The sequence below is a fragment of the Streptomyces mutabilis genome (assembly GCF_046628145.1).
Lineage (GTDB): Bacteria > Actinomycetota > Actinomycetes > Streptomycetales > Streptomycetaceae > Streptomyces > Streptomyces mutabilis.
On record NZ_CP176874.1, the window covers coordinates 6,753,180 to 6,774,759 of the forward strand.

The window sequence follows — 21,580 nt, forward strand, 5'->3', positions numbered from 1 at the left end:
CACGGCAGGCACAATCCCCGCATGTCGCCGACCTCCGCACAGCACGAGGCCGAGAGCTTGCTGCACGCCCTCGACCCGCTCGACCACCCGCGCCGCATGCGGGAACTCCTCGTCCGTGCGAGGGAGTTGAATACTCCTCGGCCCGTTCTCGTCGAACTGGAGCGGCACGGAGCCTACGGGCGCGGGCTCGCCGTGGTCGCCGCGTCCGCCACGGGCGACGCCGGGTGGATCGCGGACCGCATCGCGGACACCGACCCGTACGTGCGTGGCCACGCCCTGCGGGTCGCCGACAGCCTGCGCATACCGGACGCGGCGTTCGAGGCCGCGCTCGCCGACGCCCCCGAGGCGGCCCGCCGTGACCTCCTGCGCGCCGTCGTGGCCGGCCGCCGCACCGCGCTCGCCGACCGCTTGGTCGACGGGCTCCGGCGCGACCGGGGCGACGCCGAGGCGGCCCGCCTGCTGCCGGGCTGCTCCGCGCCGGTGGTCGCCCGGCTGCTGCCCGGCCTGCTGCACGCCGTCCTGGCCTGGCGCACGCTCGCCGAGCGGCACCGCACGGCGCTGCTCGACGTGCTGGAAGGGGAGCTGACCGCGCTGCCCGAAGCCCTGCACGACACCTGGTGGCACCGGTACGCGCAGGCCATGGCGACCCTCGCCCCCCTCGCGCCCGGACGGGTGCTCGGACTGCTGGACCGGCAGGGGCCGAGCCGGCTGCCGGCCGGGCTGCGCGTCCACCTCCCCGCGTTCGCCGCCGCCGACCCGCAGCGGGTACTTCGGCTGCTGCCCACACCCGCCTGGAACTCCGTCGTGGGCGTCCACCGGCTGGGGCGCACGGCGCTGTACCGGCTGACCCGCACCCACTCGCCCGAACTCGTCGCCTACGGCCGGACCCTGATGCCGTACGGCGGCCTGCCGCGGCTGCTGAAGGCGCTCCCGCCCGCGCGGCGCCACGCCCTGTACACGGCCGTCCGCGAGGGACGCGGAACCGGAGCGGTGGTCGTCGACGCGCAGCTGCTCGAAGTGCTGCCGCGCCGCCACGCGGCCCAGGAGGCCCGGGAGACCGCGGCCCGCGCGCGTGAGACGGGGGCCTACGCGGTCACGGTCCTCACCGCCGAGTCCTTCCTGCCGGTGGCCGAGGTCCGCGACGGGCTGCTGGCCGCCACCGCGCGCCCGGACGCCGAGGACCGCGCCCGGGTCTGGCCCATGCTGATCGGCAACGCCGCGCGCTCCGGCGACCCGGCCGCCGTCACCGCCGCCCTGCGGGACATGGCGCGGTTGCGCAACGAACAGGACCCCGTGCGGTCGGCCGCCCTGCGGGCCCTGGCCGGCACCCGTGCCGCGCTGTTCACCGAGGAGTCGGTCCCGCACCTGGAGCGCGTCGCCGCCGACGCCGTCGAGGCCCGTGACTGTTCCGGCGAGACCCGTCGGCCGCTGACGGATCTGGCGCTCGCCGTGCTCGGTGAGCACGCGGCGGGCGGCCCGGGCGCGCTGGTCGACTGGTCGCTGCGCACCCTGGTCCGCCTGGCCGAGAGCGCCGGCCGCGTGGACCTCGGCCGCCTCGACCGCACCCTGCGGCGCGGTCAGGAACACCTCGTGTTCGAGGCCCTGCGGCCGTGGCTCGACGCCCGTGCCGGCAAGGGCGACCACCGTCCGGTCCTGGCCCTCGCCGAGTCCGTCGGCCGCCGGGCCGAGGGCATGAGCGCCCTCCAGGAGATGCTGTGGCGGGCGTTCCGGGACGGCGACGTCACGGCCGCGAGCAGTGCGCTGCTGGAGTGGCTGAAGCCGGTCCGCACACGCGACGAACGGGTGGCGCGCGTCCTGGCCCACGACCCGTCGGCGGCCGACCTGCCGGTGGTGTGGTCGCTGCTCGTGCGGCGCCGCACCGACCTGCTCGGCGTGCTGCTCGCCGACACCCCGCCGCACGGTCGGTTCCTGCCCGAGGGCAGGCAGCCCACCATGTGGGTGGAAGCCGCGGACGCGCGGCGCTGGGTACCGCGTCAGCGGGCACTGCTGCTGCGGCGCCTGTCGGCGCGGGCGGCGGACACCTCGCTGCCGCACTGCGAGCGTGCCGAGGCCGTCACCGAGGCCGCCGGGGTGCCCGACGGCGGCGCCGACGTCGCACGCCGCTGGACGGCGTCGCCGGACGTCGAGATCGCCGAGGCCGCGCTCGCCGCCCTCGCCCGCACCGACCGGGCCGCCGAGGCGCTGCCCGAGCTGCTGGCGCAGGCCGGCGGCGACCGGGCCCGCGTCGCCGTGTACGCCGCCGCACGGGCGTCCCGGCACGCACCGCCGTCGCGGCTCGCCGCTCAGCTGAAGGACGTACTGCGGGCGCCGGACGCCAAGGTGACCAGCCAGAAGGAGGCGGTCCGGATCGCCGCCGCCCGGCTTCCCGTACCGGAGGCGGCCGTGCTGGTCACCGAGGTGTACGCCGGTCAGGGCACCCATCCCGACGTACGCGCCGCCTGTGTCGCGGCCGCCGGCGGGCTGCTCGGGCACGAGGAGGTCTGGGAGCTGCTGCACGACGCCGCGGGCGGTGCGCCGGTCCTGCGGGCGGCGCTGCTGCGGGTGTCGCCGCTGGATCTGCCCGAGACCCATCGCGCGCGGTACGCGCGGCTGGTGCGCGGGGTCGCCGCGACCGACGACCCCGCCACGGCGGGCAGCGCCCTGCGGGCGCTGGCCCGTTGGACCCCGTGGTCGGCCGAGGCGCCCGGAGTGCTGGCCGCGGCCGTCACGGACCTCACGAACCGCGAGACGTGGCGCTCGGCGGCGAGCGCCCTCATCGAGGCGGCGTCCGGCGCACCGCACGGCCTGGCCGCGCTCCTCGACACCCTGCGCACGCTCGCCGGATCGACGGCCGACGAGGACGACGACGCGGGGGAGCGGCGCGACCGCCCGGCACGACAGCGCGTCGTGCTCCTCGCGGAGCAGCTCGGCGGATCGGGCCTCGGCTCCGAGGCCGCCCGCCGCCCCGTCGCACTGGCGGCCGCCGAACTCCTCGGTGCGAACGACGCCTACGCCGCGCAGGCCGCCGTGCTCGCGGCCGAGTGCGTCGACCTGGCCGCCGTACCGCCGCGCCTGGACCGGGTGACCGCCCTGGCCGGTCCCGGCCGGCCCGTACTCGCCGCCCGGGTCGCCGACACCGTGCGCGGCCGGCTGGAGAGCCGGGAACAGCCCGGAGACGCCGAGGCACTGCGCGTGGAGGCCGCGGCACTGGCCTCGCACGGCGGACACGCCGAGGGACTGATGGCCGTCGCGGTCACCGGCGCGCTGGGCAGCCGCGAGGACTGGCCGGAACCGTGGCGCGAAGGGCTGCGGGCCCTGCGCCGCCATCCGGTCCCCGACGTACGCGACGCGGCACTGGAGGAAACGACGGCCTACGAGTGACGGCGAACCGACCCGTCTCGCCGCCTACGACCCGCGTTCCGTTCCGGCCCACGGGCGACGGCGGCCGACGCACCACCGCCCGCGACGGCTGTGCGCGGCGGGCGGTGGGGGCCTGCGCGTGACGGCGACCGTGCGGGCGGGACGGAGGCGCCCCCGGGGTTCGGGCGCCCCCCTGGAATCGCGGTCCGGCGCCCCGGACGCCGCCGGTCCTCCACGGGCGACGGCCGCTGCGCGTGACAGCGGCCGTCGAGGCCTGCCCCGACAGCCCGGCGGCCGGGTGCGGCCACGCGCGGGGAGGCGGGTGGGTCAGCCCGCCGCCCGGGCCGCCATCCGTGCCTTGCGTGCCGCCAGCTTCTCGTCGAACTTGGCGGCCTCCGAGTCCAGCCCGCTCATGTACAGCCCCAGCTCCTCCTGCGCCTGCTGTCCCTCCGGGCCGAGGCCGTCGATCTCCATGATCTTCAGGAAGCGCAGCACGGGCTGGATCACGTCGTCGTGGTGGATGCGCAGGTTGTAGACCTCGCCGATCGCCATCTGCGCGGCGGCCCGCTCGAAGCCGGGCATGCCGTGGCCGGGCATCCGGAAGTTCACGACCACATCCCGCACCGCCTGCATGGTGAGGTCGGGCGCGAGATCGAAGGCGGCCTTCAGCAGGTTCCGGTAGAAGACCATGTGCAGGTTCTCGTCGGTCGCGATGCGGGCCAGCATGCGGTCGCAGACCGGGTCGCCGGACTGGTGGCCGGTGTTGCGGTGCGAGATGCGGGTGGCCAGCTCCTGGAAGGCGACGTACGCCACCGAGTGCAGCATCGAGTGCCGGTTGTCCGACTCGAAGCCCTCGCTCATGTGGGCCATGCGGAACTGCTCCAGCTTGTCCGGGTCGACCGCGCGCGAGGCGAGCAGGTAGTCGCGCATCACGATGCCGTGCCGGCCCTCTTCGGCGGTCCAGCGGTGCACCCAGGTGCCCCAGGCGCCGTCGCGGCCGAAGAGGCTGGCGATCTCGTGGTGGTAGCTGGGGAGGTTGTCCTCGGTCAGCAGGTTCACCACGAGGGCGATGCGCCCGATCTCGGTGACCTTCGACTGGTCCTTCTCCCAGGCCTCGCCGTCCTCGAAGAGGCCCGGGAAGTTGCGGCCGTCGGTCCACGGCACGTACTCGTGCGGCATCCAGTCCTTGGCGACCTTGAGATGCCGGTTCAGTTCCTTCTCGACGACTTCCTCGAGCGCGTACAGCAGCCGGGCGTCGGTCCATTCGGCGGAACTGCCGAGGTGCGGGGAGACGATCGTCACGAATAACTCCAGGGGACGTGCGACAGAGCGGAAAGCGACCGGCGAGCGGTGCCGGTGAACCTACGGGATCGTAGGCTACGAAACCGTAGGTTACGAGAGCGTAGGTTAAACACACCGTAAAGGCCCCTGATCAGCACTGTCCCCGCCCCGGGCACGCGAAGGCCCCGGGACCCGCAGGTCCCGGGGCCGGAGGGCGTGAGGTGCCGGACGCTCAGGCGTACAGCTCGCGCAGTCGGACCGAGAGGCACGTCACACAGCCTTCGAGCTTCTCGAACTCACTGATGTCCACGACCACCGGCTCGTGGCCGAGGCCGGCGAGCAGGTCCGCGGTCTCCGGAGCGCTCGCCGCCATCAGCAGTTTCCCGCCGCCGAGCAGCACCACGTGGGCCCCGGACTCCTCCGGCACCGGCAGGAACCGGGGGAACAGCGACGGCACGTCCGTCATCGGGATGTGCCCGATCACCGTGCCGTCCGGCAGTGCGGTGACCGCCGACTTCAGGTGCAGCACCTTGCTGACCGGCACGGCGACCACCCGGGCGCCCAGCGGCTCGAACGCCGCCCGCAGCTGCTGGACGCCGGCCGCGTTGGTGCGCCCGCCGCGCCCCACGTAGATCGTGTCGCCGACCTTCAGGACGTCACCGCCGTCCAGAGTGCCCGGCTCCCAGATCCAGTTGACCGAGCAGCCCAGCCGCGCCACGGCCTCCTCGACACCCGCCGTCTCCGCGCGCCGCGACTCGGCGCCGGGCCGCGTGATCAGGGCGACGTTCCGGTACATGACGACGGTGTCCTCGACGAAGACCGAGTCCGGGCAGTCGTCGGCCGGGTCCACCTCCAGCGTCTCCCAGCCGTGCGCGCGCAGTGCCTCGACGTACGCCTCCCACTGCTCGACGGCGAGGCCGTGATCGACCCGCTCGCGTTCGATGTGGGTCACCAGCCCCTCGGCGAGGCGGGGGCTCGGGCGGCGGACGAGGGCCTTCTTGCTGGGCACGAGGGGGTCTCCGGGGTCTCCGAATCGGTGCTGGCTGTCCGGCGCCCGTGTCGTGGCGCCGGCTGGCCATCATGCAGGGCGGGGCCGCGCGGACGGAACCCCCGTCAGTGTCCCGTGGCCCTCCTGAGATGCTCCGCCGTACTGGAGTCCCGGGCCGCGAGCAGTTGTCGCGGGGTGCCCTCGAAGATCACCCGGCCGCCGTCCCGGCCCCCGTCCGGGCCGAGGTCGATCACCCGGTCGGCGTGCGCCACCACGTCCAGGTTGTGCTCGACGACCACGACGGTGTTGCCGGTGTCGACCAGCCGGTCCAGCAGGGCGAGCAGTCCCTCGACGTCCGACATGTGCAGCCCGGTGGTCGGTTCGTCCAGGACGTACACGGCGCCGGTGCGGTGCAGCCGGGTGGCCAGCTTGATGCGCTGGCGTTCGCCGCCGGAGAGCGTGGACAGCGGCTGCCCGAGAGTCAGGTAGGTGAGGCCCACGTCGCGCAGGGCGCGCAGCCGCCGCCGTACGCCCGAGTCGGTGAAGAAGTCCAGGGCCTGGCCGGCGGTCATCGCCAGCACGTCGGCGACGGAGCGGCCGTCGACCGTCAGCCGCAGCACCTCCTCCCGGAAGCGCCGGCCCTCGCAGTCGCCGCAGGTCGTGGTCACCGGGTCCATGAAGGCCAGGTCCGTGTGGATGACGCCTCGTCCCTCGCAGGTGCCGCACGCGCCCGCCGAGTTGAAGCTGAAGGACCCCGGATCGGCGCCCGTCCCCCGTGCGAAGATCTTCCGCACCGTGTCCATGATCCCGAGGTACGTCGCCGGGGTGGAGCGTGCCGAGATGCCGATCGCCGACTGGTCGACGACCACCGCGTCCGGGTGCGCGGCGACGAGTTCCGCGACCAGCGTGCTCTTGCCCGACCCTGCGACCCCGGTGACCGCCGTCAGCACCCCGGTCGGGAAGGCGACCGTCACGTCCCGCAGGTTGTGCCGGTCGGCGCCCTTCACCCACAGCTCGCCGGTCGGCGTGCGCGGGTCCGCCTTCACCGCCGTACGGCGCCGGAGGCAGCGGCCGGTGAGCGTGTCCGCCGCGGCCAGTTCGCCCGGAGTGCCCTCGAACACCACCCGGCCGCCGTCGGCGCCCGCCCGCGGTCCCATGTCGACGACGTGGTCCGCCAGCGCGATGACGTCCGGGTCGTGCTCGACGACCAGCACGGTGTTGCCCTTGTCGCGCAGCCGCAGCAGCAGGTCGCCGAGGCGGCCGACGTCACGCGGGTGCAGACCGACGCTGGGCTCGTCGAAGATGTACGTCATCCCGGTCAGGCTGGAGCCCAGGTGCCGCACGGTCTTCAGCCGCTGCCCCTCGCCCCCGGAGAGTGTGGACGTCTCCCGGTCGAGACTGAGGTAGCCGAGGCCGATCGCCTCGATGCGCTCCAGCGCGGCCACGGCGGCAGCGGCGACCGGCCGGGCCACCGGGTCGTCGATCTCCTTGAGCACGGCGATCAGATCGGTGACCTGCATGCGGGAACAGTCGGCGATGGAGTGCCCGTCGATCCGGGTCGCGAGCGCCGCCGCGTTGAGCCGGGCGCCGCCGCAGTCGGGGCAGCTGCCCTCGACCAGGTACTCCCGCACCAGGTTCCGGGTCTTCTCACTCATCCCGGACAGGTCCCGCTTGAGGTACAGCCGCTCGAAACGGTCGGCCAGCCCCTCGTACTCGGTCGTCCAGGTGCCGCCCGTGCCGCTGACGGTGACCTTGCTGCCGGGCCGCCCGCGCATCAGGAACGCCCGCTCGTCGTCCGTGAAGTCGCCGACCGGCTTGTCCGGGTCCAGCTCGTCGGTGTTGGTGTACGCCTGCCCCTGCCAGGTCCCGGCCGCGAACGGCGGGAAGCGGACCGCCCCCTGCGCCAGCGACCTGCCCGGGTCGAGGATGCGGTCCCAGTCGGGCCGCACCGTGCGGCCCAGGCCGTCGCAGCCGGGGCACATGCCCGACGGGTCGTTGAACGAGTAGGCCGTCGCCGCCCCGGCACTGGGCGTGCCGTGCCGCGAGAACAGCACCCGCAGCACCGAGTGGATGTCGGTCATGGTGCCGACGGTGGAGCGGGAGTGGCCGCCGACCGGCCGCTGGTCGACGACGATCGCGGGGGAGAGGTCCTCCAAGGCCTCCGCGTGCGGGCGTTCGTACTTGGGCAGCCGGTTGCGGACGAACCAGGTGAACGTCTCGTTCAGCTGGCGCTGCGACTCGACCGCGATCGTGTCGAACACGACCGACGACTTCCCCGACCCCGAGACGCCGGTGAACACGGTCAGCCGGCCCTTCGGGATGCGGAGGGTGACGTCCTGGAGGTTGTTCTCCCTGGCTCCGGTGATGGTGATGAACTCGCTCATGCGGGCGACGCTAGGCGGGATACCCGACAGCTTCTGGCGTGATTTCCCGCAGTTCTCCCCCCTCCATCCGCAGCCACCGGGTGATGCCGATCGACTTCAGGAACGGCATGTCGTGACTGGCCACGATCAGCGCCCCCTCGTAGGACTCCAGCGCCGTGGTGAGCTGCCGGACGCTCGCCATGTCCAGGTTGTTCGTGGGCTCGTCCAGCATCAGCAGCTGCGGCGCGGGCTCCGCCAGCATCAGCGCGGCCAGCGCCGCCCGGAAGCGTTCGCCGCCGGACAGCGTCGACGCCTGCTGGTCGGCGCGGGCGCCCCGGAACAGGAACCGCGCCAGCCGCGCCCGGATCCGGTTGTGGGTGGCACCCGGCGCGAACCGGGCCACGTTCTGGGCGACGGTCAGCTCGCCGTCGAGGACGTCGAGACGCTGCGGCAGGAACCGCAGCGGAACGTGCGCCGTCGCCTCGCCCGCCACCGGCTCCAGCTCACCGGCGACCGTCCGCAGCAGCGTGGTCTTGCCCGCGCCGTTGCGGCCGATCAGCGCGATCCGCTCGGGACCGTGCAGGTCGAAACCGCCCACCCGGGCCCCGTACCGCAGCTCCAGGTCCCGCAGGGTGAGCACGGTCCGGCCCGGTGGCACGGCCGTGTACGGCAGGTCGACGCGGATCTCGTCGTCGTCCCGCACGGCCTCCACCGCGTCGTCGAGCCGCTCCTTGGCCTCGGCGAGCTTCTCCTCGTGCATGATGCGGTACTTGCCGGCCGACTCCTGCTCCGAGCGTTTGCGCAGCTTCATCACCGCCCGCGGCTCGCGCTTGGTGTCGTACATCTTCTGCCCGTACCGCTTGCGCCGGGCCAGCGTCACCTGGGCCTCGGTCAGCTCGCGCTTCTGCCTGCGCAGGTCCGACTCGGCGACGCGGACCATCCGCTCGGCGGCCTCCTGCTCGACGGCCAGCGCCTCCTCGTACGCCGTGAAGTTGCCGCCGTACCAGGTGATCCGCCCGGACCGCAGGTCGGCGATCTGGTCGACGAGGTCCAGCAGCTCCCGGTCGTGGCTGACCACGACCAGCACGCCCGGCCAGGACTCGACGGCCGCGTACAGCCGCCTGCGCGCGTACAGGTCGAGGTTGTTGGTCGGCTCGTCCAGGAGCAGCACGTCGGGCCGGCGCAGCAGCAGCGCGGCCAGCCGCAGCAGCACCGACTCGCCGCCCGAGACCTCGCCGACGGTGCGGTCGAGACCCACGTGGCCGAGTCCGAGTTCACCGAGCGCGGCGAGGGCGCGTTCCTCGACGTCCCAGTCGTCGCCGACGGTCTCGAAGTGCTCCTCGGCCACGTCACCGGCCTCGATGGCGTGCAGCGCGGCCCGGCGCCCGGCGATGCCGAGCACCTCGTCGACCCGCAGCGCGGTGTCGAGCGTGACGTTCTGCGGCAGGTAGCCGACCTCACCGGCCACGCGGACGGCGCCGTCGGCCGGAGCGAGCCGCCCGGCGATCAGCTTCAACAGGGTGGACTTTCCCGACCCGTTGGCGCCGACGAGCCCGGTCCTGCCGGGGCCGAAGGAGGTGTCCAGTCCCTCGAAGACGGGGGTGCCGTCGGGCCAGGCGAAGGAGAGGGACGTACAGGTGATCGACATAGACATACGGGGTCTCCGCGGTTGCTCGAAGCGGTCAGGGGCAAACGCGTATCGAGACACCGGGAGGCGGCGACCGCCGTCGGGCGAGGGAAGGAGGTCCCGAGGAGCGCGGGGCACGGCACGAAGAATGCCCTGTTCCGCAAGGGACGGCTCGAACGCCGAGGTCGCACGCGGCGTACACATGTGGCAGACATCGACATGTGTGACGCGGTGTCTCAGGACCTCAGACGAGCAACGTCCTTCTCCAATCGGCGGCAACAGAAGCGTTGTAGACCGTAGAAGAGGCCGGTCGGGCTGTCAACGCCATTTCGTGGAACCGGTCTCACGGCCCCTGGGAGGCCCCCGTGCCCGACGGCTCGCTCTCACTGCCGGCCCGGCTCTGCCTGCTGGCCTGGGACCCCGCGCGGCCCGGCGCCACCGACACCGCCCGGGTCCACCACCTCGTGCGCGCGGGTGCCCTCGTCGAGCTGGCGCGACGAGGTCTGCTCACCGACGACGACGGCGTCGCCACCCCTGTCGACCTAGACTCCCGTACCGGGGACGCCGTCCTGGACGGGCTGCTGGAACTCGTCCGCGAGTCCATGCCGCACCGGTGGCGGACCTGGGTGCGGCGGTACGCCCGGGTCACCTTCGACGCCGTCCGGGAGCAGCTGGTGGCCGAGGGTCACCTGCGCGCCGAGAGGAAGCGGGTCCTCGGCGTCTTCCCGTCCGTGGAGTACGTCCTGGCGGGCCCGGCTGCGGGGCGGGCTCTCCGTGCGCGGACGCGCTCCGTCCTGGAGGGCGCGGTGCCGGCCGGTGAGATCCCCGAGCGGGACGCGGCCGTGGCCGTACTGGCGGCAGCCGCGGAACCGCGCACCGTCGCGCCCGCCGGGGCCGGCGCGGGCGGAGAGGCCCGGATCGCCGAGCTGACCGAGCGCGGCGCGGCGTCGGCGCCCGGCCTGCGGAAGATCATGGCCGAGGTGGCGGGCGCGTTGCGTGCTCAGACGGCGGACGCCGTGGCCTCGTAGGGCGGCGGTTGAGACGGTCCGGGGCGGGCCACCGCGGGCGGGCGGCCCCGGGTGTCCTCAGCAGGTGCCGCGCATGAGCTCGGCCAGGTCGTGGTCCAGGTCCAGCTGGAGGTGCTCAAGGCCCACCGGCACCAGCTCGCCGGTGGCCTGGAGGAACCGGCGCAGCTCTCCCGAGCGGACGTGGATCACGGCGGTGCCCTCGGGTGCGTGGAACTCCAGGACGGTGCGGTCGTACCCGTACGGCCGCACGCGCACGTCGCCGTGGCCGTCCGGCTCCTGCATGCCCGAGATGAGCAGCTCGCGGGAGAACGTCCAGCACACTTCCACCCCTTCGAGGGTGGCCGGGGCCGGGAAGGTCATGCGGACGGCGAACGGGTCGCCGCGGTCGTAGCGCAGCGTGGCGGGAATGCTCGGCATACGCGGCGCGGCGGCGACGAGACGCGCCTCGACCGGCTGTTCGATGACGGTGGACAACGCCTTGCTCCCTCGTGACGGCTGGACGGGCGGGGGGTGGTAGGGCCGGGCACTTGAAGAGACGACGGAATCAGCCAATCCGTGCACACGATGTGCGAGTGACCTCTGTCACCGCGTTCATGCACGGGAGTGACGTGACTCTCCTCGCGTGCCACGCACGGCACTTGGGCCCCTCGTGCTCACGCGCGCGTGCCGTCCCCGGCCCTCTGGACGGCGTGGGAGCGGTGGGCTGGCTTCGCCCGCCATGAGGCGCTCGGGAAGCATGCGACGTACGGTCCGCACGGCACGCTCCGCCCGCACGGGCGGCGGGCGCACGGGACGGGCGGTGATCGCGGGGGCGGTGTGCGCGGCCGCCCTCGCCGCGCTGACGGCCGCTGCGCCCGCGCAGGCACACCAGCGCCCGCACTGGGACCTGAAGGACACCGGGGCCGCCGGGGCGTCCGACGTCCACTTCCGCGGCCTGGCGGCCGTCAGCAGGCACACCGCCTGGGTGGCCGGCTCCCGGGGCACCGTCCTGCGCACCACCGACGGCGGCGACACCTGGCGGAACGTGTCGCCGCCGGGCGCCGGGGAGCTGGAGTTCCGGGACGTCGAGGCGTTCGACGCCCGTCGGGCCGTGGTCCTGGCCATCGGCGAGGGCGAGGCGTCCCGCGTCTACCGCACCGACGACGGCGGACGCTCCTGGAAGGTGCTGCCGAGCCGGGGGATGCCCGCCGCGCAGGACGGCGAGGCCGGGTTCGCGGCCAGTGGCCAGTGCCTGGTCGCCTCGGGGCCCGAGGACGTCTGGCTGGCCACCGGCGGCGCGGCACGCGCGCGCGTGCTGCACTCCGCCGACCGCGGCCTCACCTGGACGGCGTCCGACGCCCCGGTCCCGGCGGGCGACCCGGCCCGGGGCGTGTTCGCCCTCGCCTTCCGCGACCGCCTCCACGGCCTCGCGGTCGGCGGTGACTTCCGCCCCGACCGGACCTCCCCGAGAGCGGCGGCGCGGACCACCGACGGCGGCCGCACCTGGCGGTCCGCCGAGCGCTCGCCCGACGCCTACCGTTCCGGCGTCGCCTGGCTCCCGCACAGCCGCACGGCGGCCCTCGCGGTCGGCCCCACCGGCACGGACCTCACCACGGACGGCGGCCGCACCTGGCGGACGGTCGACACGGGCTCGTACGACACCGTGGACTGCACGGCCGACCTGGGCTGTTGGGCGGCCGGCGAGCAGGGGCGGGTCGCCCGGCTGGAGCGCTGACGCCGCGCGGGGACGGGTGTCCGTCCGTAACGTGGGTACCCGTTCACCGAACGTGAGAGGAGTGAACGGACATGCCACGCGGTTCCAGCTCGAAGCGGGAGCGGCAGTACGAGCACATCAAGGACAGTGCCGAGGACCGTGGCGCGAGCACGAAGCGCGCCAAGGAGATCGCGGCCCGGACGGTCAACAAGGAGCGCGCGCAGTCCGGCGAGTCGAAGACCGCGAGCCGGACGTCCACGCGGGACAAGTCGCCGAGCAAGCGCGGCGGCGAGCGTTCCGGGAACCGGCAGGGCCCACAGGGGCCCACCTACGACCAGCTGTACCAGGAAGCCAAGCGCCGGGACATCAGCGGCCGTTCGAACATGAACAAGGGCGAGCTCCAGCGCGCGCTCGGTAAGTGAGCCGCACCGCCCTCAGGCGACCGTCTCCCGGTACGGCGCCAGGGCCGGCGCCGTCTTCGTGGCGACGAACTCGGTGACGCGGTAGGCGCACACACCCGCCCTGACGAAGGGGTCGCCCGCCGTGATCGCCTCGATCCGCGCACGGTCCTCCGCGACGGCGATGATCACTCCGCCGTCGCGGGGTTCCTTGCGTCCGGAGGCCAGGAACACCCCCCGCTCGTACAGCTCGTCGAGCCACGCCACGTGGTCCGCCAGCAGGGCGTCGACGGCTTCCAGCGGGGCGGTGTAGGACAGTTCCAGTACGAACATGATCGCGAGCCTACTCGTGGCTCCCGTAGGCTTGCGGCCACCATGACGACCGTGACCGCGCAGACGCCCGCCGACTGGCCCGCGACCGAGGAGCGGGCCCGCGCCGTCCAGGACGACCTGCGGGTCCGCGTGGTGCTCGACGAGCCGGGCCCGCCGCCCGGCACCGGCCGGGTGACCGGCGTGGACGTCGCCTACGACGACGAACGCGACGTCGTGGCGGCGGCGGCCGTCGTCCTCGACGCCGCGACCCTCACCGTCGTGGCGCAGGCCAAGGCCGTCGGGCGGATCTCCTTCCCGTACGTGCCCGGTCTGCTCGCCTTCCGTGAGATCCCGACCGTCCTCGCCGCCCTGGACGCGCTGCCCTGCCCGCCCGGCCTGGTCGTCTGCGACGGCTACGGCCTGGCCCACCCGCGCCGATTCGGTCTCGCCAGTCACCTCGGAGTGCTCACCGGCCTGCCCACGATCGGCGTCGCCAAGAACCCGTTCACCTTCGCCCACGGCGAACCGGACCCACCGCGCGGCAGCACGTCGCCGCTGCTGGACGGTGCCGAGGAGGTCGGGCGGGCCGTGCGCACACGTGCCGGCGTCAAGCCGGTCTTCGTCTCCGTCGGCCATCGGATCAGCCTGGACAACGCCTGCGCCCACACCCTGGCGCTGGCCCCGGCGTACCGCCTGCCGGAAACCACCCGCAGGGCCGACGCCCTGTGCCGCGAGGCCCTGCGGGCGGCCACCTACTCGGCCTGACCCTCGATGCTCCAGCGGCCCACCTCCCGGTAGGCCGAGTCGTAGATCACCGATCCGTCGCCGGGCCGCAGTCCGTAGTGGGTCAGATTGCCGCCCCAGTAGCGCAGGATCCGCTGCAACTCGGCCGTGGGGTCCTCGGCGAGCGCGCCCTCGTCCATCGTGACTTCGAGAAGGAACTTCATGACTTCAAGGGTTTCATTGAACTCCTTCTTGGGACTCTGCCGTGCACGGCCGCACGTGGGGCCGTCCATCGGCGGGAAAAGTCTCAAATCGTGTGGGGACGGCAGGCGCGCGCCGGTGCTCAGCCGTCGGCTGAGTACCCGTACGGATGTGCCCGCGTCGCGGCGGCGGCAGGCTGGAGGGCATGACGACGCACCGCACACCCGAGCAGTCCGCCCGCCGGCCCGCACAGCCCACTGAGCGGGCGGTGGTCGCCGGGCTGGTGCTCGCCGTGGGTGCGGGACTGGCCTGGGTCGGCGGGATGATCTACACGATCGTCGGCTGGTCGGGCTAGGGCGCCACCAGGGGGAAGACCGACCGGGACAGCCGAGGAGGAAGACCGACCGGGACAGCCCAGGACGAAGGCCGCCCGGACCGCCCGGAAGACAGCCGATCGGGGCTGTTCGGTGAGGAAGCCCGGTCGAGGCAGCCCAGTGAGGAAGCCCGGTCTGGACAGCTCCGTAAGGGCCGGTCAGCGGTCGGCCGCCACGCGGAAGCGGATGCCCGCGGCACGCAGGCGCCCGGTCAGCGCGTCACCCATCGCCACCGCCGTCGTGACCTGCCCCGCCGTCGGGGGAAGGTCGTCGAGGGCGAGGGAGAGCGCCGCCTCGGCGAACATCTTCGCCGTCTCGTCGTAGCCGGGGTCGCCGCCCGCGACCTCGGTGAACACCTTCCGGCCGCCGCCCTCGCCCACGAAGCGGACCGAGAACCAGCTCTTCGCCCGCTTCTCCGGGCTCGGCCCCTCACCGGGCTCCAGCCGGGCCGCCAGCCACCGCCGCGCGGGCGGCACCTGGGCCGCCGCCACCAGCGCGCCCACCGCCGCCACGCCGCCCACCGCGACGGGCAGCCGTCGGACGGCCGCGTAGTGGCGGTAGCGGAAGTCGGGGCCGTAGCGGTCCAGGGCCTTCGCGGAGCGGCGCACGATCTGCGCGTCCACGGTCGGCAGCGGAAGCACCCACGCGCCCACCTCCCCGGCGAACCTCGGCGCGCCCGTCGGCGTCACCGCGCGGCGGCCCACCAGCCGGGGCTCGTGCCGCCGGCGCTCCAGAGCGGCGGCGCGCAGCTGCCGACCGCGCGCGAACTGGCCCAGCGCCGACGCGAACGTTCCGCCGGAGAAGGCGGCGTCGACGCTCACGTAGCCGTCCACGGTCAGCGGCACGTCCTCGGGCAGCTGCCGGACCGTGAAGTACACGCCGAGGTCGTGCGGAACGGAGTCGAAGCCACAGGCGTGCACCAGCCGCGCCCCGGTCTCCCGCGCCCGCGCGTCATGGCGGACGTACGTCAGGTCCACGAACTCGGGCTCACCGGTGAGGTCGAGGTAGTCGGTGCCCGCCTCCGCGCACGCACCGACCAGCGCGTCGCCGTACCGGACGTACGGGCCCACCGTCGTGGCCACCACGCGCGCCTGCCGGGCGAGTTCGCGCACCGAGCCCGGCTCGGACACGTCGGCGCGCAGCACCCCCACGTCCGGTGCGCCGGGCAGCAGTTCCCGCAGCCGGTTCAGTTTCTCCTCGCTGCGGCCGGCGATCGCCCAGCGCAGCCCCTCGGGCGCGTGCGCGGCGAGGTACCGCGCGGTGAGTTCGCCGACGAAACCCGTCGCTCCGAAGAGCACGATGTCGTACGGCCGGTCGGCCTTGTTCTGCCCGCTCATGACACCCCTTCGTCACCCGTCGGCAACCCCTGGGCCCGCAGCACGCGCCGTTGCCGGTGGCTGAGGCTAGCGTGAGGACTGCCGGCCCGAAGAGGGGTCGCCCCATAATGGGCTAAGCGCTTGCTCGCCCGGGTCTTGTGCCCAGTGGAACACGTTCTTAGCATCACTGGTGTTACATCAGTTGTGTCACAGAGGTGGCAGAGCGGAATCAGAGCAGAGCATCGCGGAGCTGGGGGCTCGATGTCGGAAGCGAAGAGGCAGACGCGGTCGCCGGGCGACGGTCCGCTCACCGGCGTGCGGGTGGTCGAGCTGGCCGGCATCGGACCGGGACCCTTCGCCGCCATGCTCCTGGCCGACCTGGGCGCCGACGTCGTCCGCGTCGACCGCCCCGGCGGCCCGGGCCTCGCGATCGACCCCGCCCACGACGTCACCAACCGCAACAAGCGGTCCGTGGTCATCGACCTGAAGGCGCCCGACGGCCCCGCCCTCGTCCTCGACCTGGCCGCACGCGCCGACGTGCTGATCGAGGGCTACCGCCCCGGTGTCGCGGAACGGCTCGGCGTCGGCCCGGACGACTGCCACGCCCGCAACCCGCGCCTCGTCTACGGCCGCATGACCGGCTGGGGCCAGGACGGGCCGCTCGCCCAGCGCGCCGGGCACGACATCGGGTACATCGCGCTCACCGGCGCCCTCGGCATGATCGGCGTCCCCGACCGGCCGCCGGCCGCCCCGGCCAACCTCCTCGGCGACTACGCGGGCGGCTCCCTCTACCTGGTCGTCGGCGTCCTCGCCGCCCTGCACCACGCCCGTGCGACCGGCACCGGACAGGTCGTGGACGCCGCCATCGTGGACGGCACCGCCCACCTCTCCTCGATGATCCACGGAATGCTGGCCGCCGGCACCTGGCAGGACCGGCGCGGCGCCAACCTCCTCGACGGCGGCTGCCCCTTCTACGGCACCTACGAGACCGCCGACGGCCGGTACATGGCGGTCGGCGCCCTGGAGCCCCGGTTCTACGCCGAGTTCATGGAACTCCTGGGCATCCCCGAGCACGCGCCCGCCCGCGACGACATGGCGCGCTGGGCGGAGCTGCGCGAGGCCGTCGCCGCCCGTTTCAAGTCCCGTACCCGCGACGAGTGGGCGGCGGTCTTCGCGGACTCCGACGCCTGCGCGGCGCCCGTACTGACGCTGCGTGAGGCTCCGCACCACCCGCACCTCGCCGCCCGCTCCACCTTCACCGACCACGACGGCATCACCCAGCCCGCCCCGGCCCCCCGCTTCTCCGCGACCCCCACCACCGTCCGCACCGGGCCCGCGCTGCCGGGCGCCGACACCGACGCGGTTGCCCGCGACTGGGACGTCCCCCGGCTCGCGACCCCATCCCGAAACCCTCAGTGAAAGGCCTGCCAGTGAGCACCGAAGCGTACGTGTACGACGCGATCCGCACCCCGCGCGGACGCGGCAAGGCGAACGGCGCCCTGCACGGCACGAAGCCCGTCGATCTGGTCGTCGGCCTGATCCACGAGATCCGCGCCCGTTTCCCGGATCTCGACCCGGCCGCCGTGGACGACATCGTGCTCGGTGTCGTCGGTCCGGTCGGTGATCAGGGTTCCGACATCGCGCGGATCGCGGCGATCGCGGCGGGGTTGCCGGACACCGTGGCGGGCGTCCAGGAGAACCGCTTCTGTGCCTCGGGTCTGGAGGCGGTCAATCTGGCCGCCGCGAAGGTCCGTTCCGGCTGGGAGGACCTGGTTCTGGCGGGCGGTGTCGAGTCGATGTCCCGGGTGCCCATGGCCTCGGACGGCGGTGCCTGGTTCAACGATCCGATGACCAACCTCGCCACCAACTTCGTCCCCCAGGGCATCGGTGCCGACCTGATCGCCACCATCGAGGGCTTCTCGCGCCGTGACGTCGACGAGTACGCGGCCCTCTCCCAGGAGCGTGCGGCCACCGCCTGGAAGGAGAACCGCTTCGAGCGGTCCGTCGTACCGGTGAAGGACCGGGCCGGCCTCACCGTCCTCGACCACGACGAGCACCTGCGTCCGGGCACCACCGCCGACTCGCTGGCGAAGCTGAAGCCGTCCTTCGCCGACATCGGGGAGCTGGGCGGTTTCGACGCGGTGGCGCTGCAGAAGTACCACTGGGTCGAGAAGATCGATCACGTGCACCACGCGGGCAACTCCTCCGGGATCGTCGACGGCGCTTCCTTGGTCGCCGTCGGCTCGAAGGAGGTCGGTGAGCGCTACGGCCTCAGGCCCCGGGCCCGGATCGTCTCCGCCGCCGTGTCCGGGTCGGAGCCCACGATCATGCTGACGGGTCCCGCTCCGGCGACCCGCAAGGCGCTCGCCAAGGCCGGGCTGAGCATCGAGGACATCGACCTGGTGGAGATCAACGAGGCGTTCGCGGCGGTGGTCCTGCGGTTCGTGAAGGACATGGGCCTGTCGCTGGACAAGGTCAACGTCAACGGCGGCGCGATCGCGCTGGGCCACCCCCTCGGGGCGACCGGCGCGATGATCCTGGGCACGCTCGTCGACGAACTGGAGCGCCAGGACAAGCGCTACGGCCTGGCCACCCTGTGCGTGGGCGGCGGCATGGGCATCGCCACGATCGTCGAGCGCGTCTGATCCCCGCGGAAGCGCCACCCCGGCCACCGAAGACCTCACTGGAGACCCCTGTCATGAGCACCGAGAGCACCACCATCCGCTGGGAGCAGGACGACACCGGGATCGTCACCCTCGTCCTCGACGACCCCGACCAGTCCGCCAACACCATGAACCAGGCGTTCCGCGAGTCCCTCGCGGTGATCACGGACCGCCTGGAGGCCGAGAAGGACTCGATCCGCGGCGTCATCGTCACCTCCGCAAAGAAGACCTTCTTCGCCGGCGGCGACCTGCGCGACCTGATCCGCGTCACGCCGGAGACCGCCCAGGACCTCTTCGACGGCGGCATGGCGATCAAGCGGAACCTGCGCCGCATCGAGACCCTCGGCAAGCCCGTCGTCGCCGCCATGAACGGCGCGGCCCTCGGCGGCGGCTACGAGATCGCCCTCGCCTGCCACCACCGCGTCGCCCTCGACGCGCCCGGCTCCAAGATCGGCTGCCCCGAGGTCACCCTCGGTCTGCTCCCCGGGGGCGGCGGCGTCGTCCGCACCGTCCGGATGCTCGGCATCACCGACGCGCTGCTCAAGGTCCTCCTCCAGGGCACCCAGTACAACCCGCGCCGGGCCCTGGAGAACGGCCTTGTCGACGAGGTCGCCGACAGCCGCGAGGACATGCTCGCCAAGGCCCGCGCCTTCATCGACGCCAACCCGGAGTCCGCCCAGCCCTGGGACAAGCCCGGCTACCGCATCCCCGGCGGCACCCCGTCCCACCCCAAGTTCGCCGCCAACCTGCCCGCCTTCCCGGCCAACCTGCGCAAGCAGACGAACGGCGCCCCCTACCCGGCGCCGCGCAACATCATGGCCGCCGCCGTCGAGGGCTCCCAGGTCGACTTCGAGACCGCCCAGGTCATCGAGGCCCGCTACTTCGTCGAGCTGGCCGCCGGACAGACCTCGAAGAACATGATCCAGGCGTTCTTCTTCGACCTCCAGGCCGTCAATTCCGGTGCGAACCGTCCCCAGGGCGTCGAGTCCCGCAAGGTCACCAGGGTCGCCGTCCTCGGCGCCGGGATGATGGGCGCGGGCATCGCCTACTCGTGTGCCCGCGCGGGCATCGACGTCGTCCTCAAGGACGTGTCCCTCGAATCGGCCCTCAAGGGCAAGGGCTACTCCGAGAAGCTGTGCGCCAAGGCCGTCGCCAAGGGCCGTACGACGCGGGAGAAGGCCGACGCGCTGCTCGCCCGGATCACGCCGACCGCCGAGGTGGCCGACCTCGCGGGCTGCGACGCGGTCATCGAGGCCGTCTTCGAGGACACCTCCCTCAAGCACAAGGTCTTCCAGGAGATCCAGGACGTCGTCGCCCCGGACGCGCTGCTGTGCTCCAACACCTCCACCCTGCCCATCACCGCGCTGGCCGAGGGCGTCGACCGGCAGGCCGACTTCATCGGGCTGCACTTCTTCTCGCCGGTCGACAAGATGCCGCTGGTCGAGATCATCAAGGGCGGGCGGACCGGTGACGAGGCGCTGGCGCGCGCCTTCGACCTGGTCCGGCAGATCAACAAGACGCCGATCGTGGTCAACGACTCGCGCGGCTTCTTCACCTCCCGGGTCATCGGCCACTTCATCAACGAGGGTGTGGCGATGGTCGGCGAGGGCATCGAGCCGGCCTCCGTCGAGCAGGCCGCGGCCCAGGCCGGTTACCCGGCCAAGGTCCTGTCCCTGATGGACGAACTGACCCTCACCCTGCCCCGCAAGATCCGCAACGAGACGAAGCGGGCCGTCGAGGAGGCCGGCGGCACCTGGACCGCGCACCCCGCCGAGGCCGTCATCGACCGCATGGTCGACGAGTTCGAGCGCCCCGGCCGCTCGGGCGGCGCGGGCTTCTACGACTACGTCGACGGCAAGCGGGCGGGACTCTGGCCGGGCCTGCGCGAGCACTTCACCCGGCCCGGCCACACGATCCCCTTCGAGGACATGCGGGAGCGCATGCTCTTCTCGGAGGCGCTCGACACCGTGAAGCTCCTGGAGGAGGGCGTACTGACCTCCGTCGCCGACGCCAACATCGGCTCGATCTTCGGCATCGGCTTCCCAGGCTGGACCGGCGGCGTCCTCCAGTACATCAACGGCTACGAAGGCGGCCTGCCCGGCTTCGTCGCCCGCGCGCGCGAGCTGGCCGACCGCTACGGCGAGCGCTTCACGCCGCCCGCACTGCTGGTGGAGAAGGCGGAGAAGGGGGAGGTCTTCACGGACGGCCGCTGAGCCGCCGGGTCACCCGGAGGCGTCCTCGCCCGGGCCCTTACCGGTGTCCCCGCCCGGGCCCGTGCCGACGTCCTCGCCGGTGGCCTCGCCCGTGCCGTTGCCGGTGTCCCTGTCGAGCCACGCCCGCAGCTCCTGGCGCAGCGACCGCTGGAACGTGGTCAGCAGCGCCTGCACCACGAGCGGGTGCATGTGGGCGGACAGGGACCGCACGTCCCGCGCGTCGCGTTCGGCGACCGCGTCGCGCAGCAGCCGCGACAGGTCGCGCGCGGCGGCGCGGGAGTGCTCGAGGAGCGCGGTGCGGGCGGCGAGGACCGTCGCGGGGGAGAAGGGCACGTCGAGCAGTTCGACGCCGAGCCGCAGCAGCCCGGCGTCGACGCGGTAGCGGTCACCGTCGCGCGCGACGACGTCCATCGCCGTGAGCCGCCCCACCTCCTCGTCGGTCAGCGGCCGGCCCGCCCGTCTGCCCAGCTCCTCGCGCGTGACGCGCTCCACCGTCTCCGGCGCCCAGGAGGCCACCACCGCGCGGTGCAGCGCGAGGTCGTGCGCGCTCAGGTCCGGGGGCAGCTGGTTCAGGTACCTTTCGATCGCGGCCAGCGTCATGCCCTGGTGCTGCAGCTCCTCGATCAGCGCCAGCCTGGCCAGGTGCTCCCCGCCGTAGTGCCCCACCCGGCGCGGGCCGATCACCGGCGGCGGCAGCAGCCCCTTGGTGCCGTAGAAGCGGACCGTGCGCACCGTGACACCGGCCCGCGCGGCCAGTTCGTCGATGGTGAGGGTCGGGTCCTCGGTGCCGGCCCCGGTGTCGCTCGTCGTCATGTGCAGCAGTATCGCTGTCTCACCAATGCTGTGACACCTGCTCCGGCACCTCTTGTGCACCGGGTGCAGACCGGTGGCGGATCATGTGAGAAGTCACGCTGTGTGACTTGAACCACCGCATGACGACGCAGCGTCGTGGGAAGGTGCTGCCTTGGTCTGTGCCGCGAAGGGTGGTGCGGGCCGTGTCACTGTACGGACGACCTGGGCGTATCCCGCCCGGGGCACCA

Annotated in this window: 18 protein-coding genes; 9 read left to right on the forward strand and 9 right to left on the reverse strand. The window is 73.3% G+C overall.

Annotated features, from left to right (window positions below):
• The first annotated feature begins 21 nt into the window (after positions 1-21).
• Positions 22-3,381, forward strand: a complete 3,360-nt coding sequence (locus ACLIN4_RS30190) for a hypothetical protein (protein WP_411576440.1) — start codon at positions 22-24, stop codon at positions 3,379-3,381.
• A 306-nt stretch (positions 3,382-3,687) separates the two neighbouring features.
• Here the strand turns inward: ACLIN4_RS30190 and ACLIN4_RS30195 are convergent, their stop codons facing one another.
• The 4 genes from ACLIN4_RS30195 to ACLIN4_RS30210 all read right to left on the reverse strand — a co-directional run bounded on the left by ACLIN4_RS30195 (position 3,688) and on the right by ACLIN4_RS30210 (position 9,646).
• Positions 3,688-4,662, reverse strand: a complete 975-nt coding sequence (locus ACLIN4_RS30195; protein ID WP_107477152.1) for an acyl-ACP desaturase — start codon at positions 4,660-4,662, stop codon at positions 3,688-3,690.
• A gap of 211 nt (positions 4,663-4,873) precedes the next feature.
• On the reverse strand, positions 4,874-5,650 hold the full coding sequence (ddaH, locus tag ACLIN4_RS30200; RefSeq protein WP_107477153.1) for a dimethylargininase: 777 nt from the start codon (positions 5,648-5,650) through the stop codon (positions 4,874-4,876).
• A gap of 104 nt (positions 5,651-5,754) precedes the next feature.
• A complete protein-coding gene (locus ACLIN4_RS30205) occupies positions 5,755-8,013 on the reverse strand; it encodes an ATP-binding cassette domain-containing protein (RefSeq protein ID WP_107477154.1) in 2,259 nt (752 codons plus the stop codon).
• Positions 8,014-8,023: 10 nt separating this feature from the next.
• Positions 8,024-9,646 carry an ABC-F family ATP-binding cassette domain-containing protein gene (locus ACLIN4_RS30210; protein WP_411576441.1) on the reverse strand — a complete coding sequence of 541 codons (1,623 nt, stop codon included), beginning with the start codon at positions 9,644-9,646 and terminating at the stop codon, positions 8,024-8,026.
• 338 nt (positions 9,647-9,984) lie between these two features.
• On the opposite strand from ACLIN4_RS30210, the gene ACLIN4_RS30215 reads away from it, so the two are divergent.
• Positions 9,985-10,647 (forward strand): GOLPH3/VPS74 family protein, encoded by a 663-nt coding sequence (locus ACLIN4_RS30215; protein WP_107477156.1) that lies wholly within the window; start codon positions 9,985-9,987, stop codon positions 10,645-10,647.
• Between the two features lie 57 nt (positions 10,648-10,704).
• Here ACLIN4_RS30215 and ACLIN4_RS30220 read toward each other — a convergent pair whose 3' ends face one another.
• Positions 10,705-11,121 carry an SsgA family sporulation/cell division regulator gene (locus tag ACLIN4_RS30220; protein ID WP_107477157.1) on the reverse strand — a complete coding sequence of 139 codons (417 nt, stop codon included), beginning with the start codon at positions 11,119-11,121 and terminating at the stop codon, positions 10,705-10,707.
• 262 nt (positions 11,122-11,383) lie between these two features.
• On the opposite strand from ACLIN4_RS30220, the gene ACLIN4_RS30225 reads away from it, so the two are divergent.
• Together ACLIN4_RS30225 and ACLIN4_RS30230 are read left to right on the forward strand one after the other, a co-directional pair.
• Positions 11,384-12,361: a WD40/YVTN/BNR-like repeat-containing protein gene (locus ACLIN4_RS30225; protein ID WP_411576442.1), complete on the forward strand. Its 978-nt coding sequence runs from the start codon at positions 11,384-11,386 to the stop codon at positions 12,359-12,361.
• 71 nt (positions 12,362-12,432) lie between these two features.
• Positions 12,433-12,762, forward strand: coding sequence for a plasmid stabilization protein (locus tag ACLIN4_RS30230; protein WP_100045574.1), 330 nt, complete (start codon positions 12,433-12,435; stop codon positions 12,760-12,762).
• Between the two features lie 12 nt (positions 12,763-12,774).
• Here ACLIN4_RS30230 and ACLIN4_RS30235 read toward each other — a convergent pair whose 3' ends face one another.
• Complete coding sequence (locus tag ACLIN4_RS30235) at positions 12,775-13,071, reverse strand: YciI family protein (protein ID WP_107477158.1); 297 nt, start codon at positions 13,069-13,071, stop codon at positions 12,775-12,777.
• A 42-nt stretch (positions 13,072-13,113) separates the two neighbouring features.
• Here ACLIN4_RS30235 and ACLIN4_RS30240 point away from each other — a divergent pair, with 42 nt between their 5' ends.
• Positions 13,114-13,815 carry an endonuclease V gene (locus ACLIN4_RS30240; protein WP_411576443.1) on the forward strand — a complete coding sequence of 234 codons (702 nt, stop codon included), beginning with the start codon at positions 13,114-13,116 and terminating at the stop codon, positions 13,813-13,815.
• On the opposite strand, the gene ACLIN4_RS30245 is transcribed toward ACLIN4_RS30240, so the two are convergent.
• Positions 13,803-13,997: a hypothetical protein gene (locus tag ACLIN4_RS30245; protein ID WP_107477160.1), complete on the reverse strand. Its 195-nt coding sequence runs from the start codon at positions 13,995-13,997 to the stop codon at positions 13,803-13,805. The two genes, ACLIN4_RS30240 and ACLIN4_RS30245, sit on opposite strands and share 13 nt — an antisense overlap.
• Positions 13,998-14,179: 182 nt before the next feature.
• Between ACLIN4_RS30245 and mmpA the strand changes: the two genes are divergently transcribed.
• A complete protein-coding gene (gene mmpA / locus ACLIN4_RS30250) occupies positions 14,180-14,329 on the forward strand; it encodes a morphogenic membrane protein MmpA (protein WP_100045570.1) in 150 nt (49 codons plus the stop codon).
• Between the two features lie 177 nt (positions 14,330-14,506).
• Here the strand turns inward: mmpA and ACLIN4_RS30255 are convergent, their stop codons facing one another.
• Positions 14,507-15,685: a saccharopine dehydrogenase family protein gene (locus tag ACLIN4_RS30255; RefSeq protein WP_307651784.1), complete on the reverse strand. Its 1,179-nt coding sequence runs from the start codon at positions 15,683-15,685 to the stop codon at positions 14,507-14,509.
• A gap of 240 nt (positions 15,686-15,925) precedes the next feature.
• Here ACLIN4_RS30255 and ACLIN4_RS30260 point away from each other — a divergent pair, with 240 nt between their 5' ends.
• From ACLIN4_RS30260 to ACLIN4_RS30270, 3 genes are read left to right on the forward strand one after another with little or no spacing between them, the layout of a single operon-like run.
• Positions 15,926-17,083, forward strand: a complete 1,158-nt coding sequence (locus ACLIN4_RS30260) for a CaiB/BaiF CoA transferase family protein (protein WP_289907646.1) — start codon at positions 15,926-15,928, stop codon at positions 17,081-17,083.
• Between the two features lie 11 nt (positions 17,084-17,094).
• Positions 17,095-18,309: an acetyl-CoA C-acetyltransferase gene (locus ACLIN4_RS30265; RefSeq protein WP_257101506.1), complete on the forward strand. Its 1,215-nt coding sequence runs from the start codon at positions 17,095-17,097 to the stop codon at positions 18,307-18,309.
• A gap of 53 nt (positions 18,310-18,362) precedes the next feature.
• Positions 18,363-20,540, forward strand: coding sequence for a 3-hydroxyacyl-CoA dehydrogenase NAD-binding domain-containing protein (locus ACLIN4_RS30270; protein WP_289907647.1), 2,178 nt, complete (start codon positions 18,363-18,365; stop codon positions 20,538-20,540).
• Between the two features lie 9 nt (positions 20,541-20,549).
• Here ACLIN4_RS30270 and ACLIN4_RS30275 read toward each other — a convergent pair whose 3' ends face one another.
• Positions 20,550-21,353, reverse strand: coding sequence for a MerR family transcriptional regulator (locus tag ACLIN4_RS30275; RefSeq protein ID WP_289907648.1), 804 nt, complete (start codon positions 21,351-21,353; stop codon positions 20,550-20,552).
• Between the last annotated feature and the right edge of the window lie 227 nt (positions 21,354-21,580).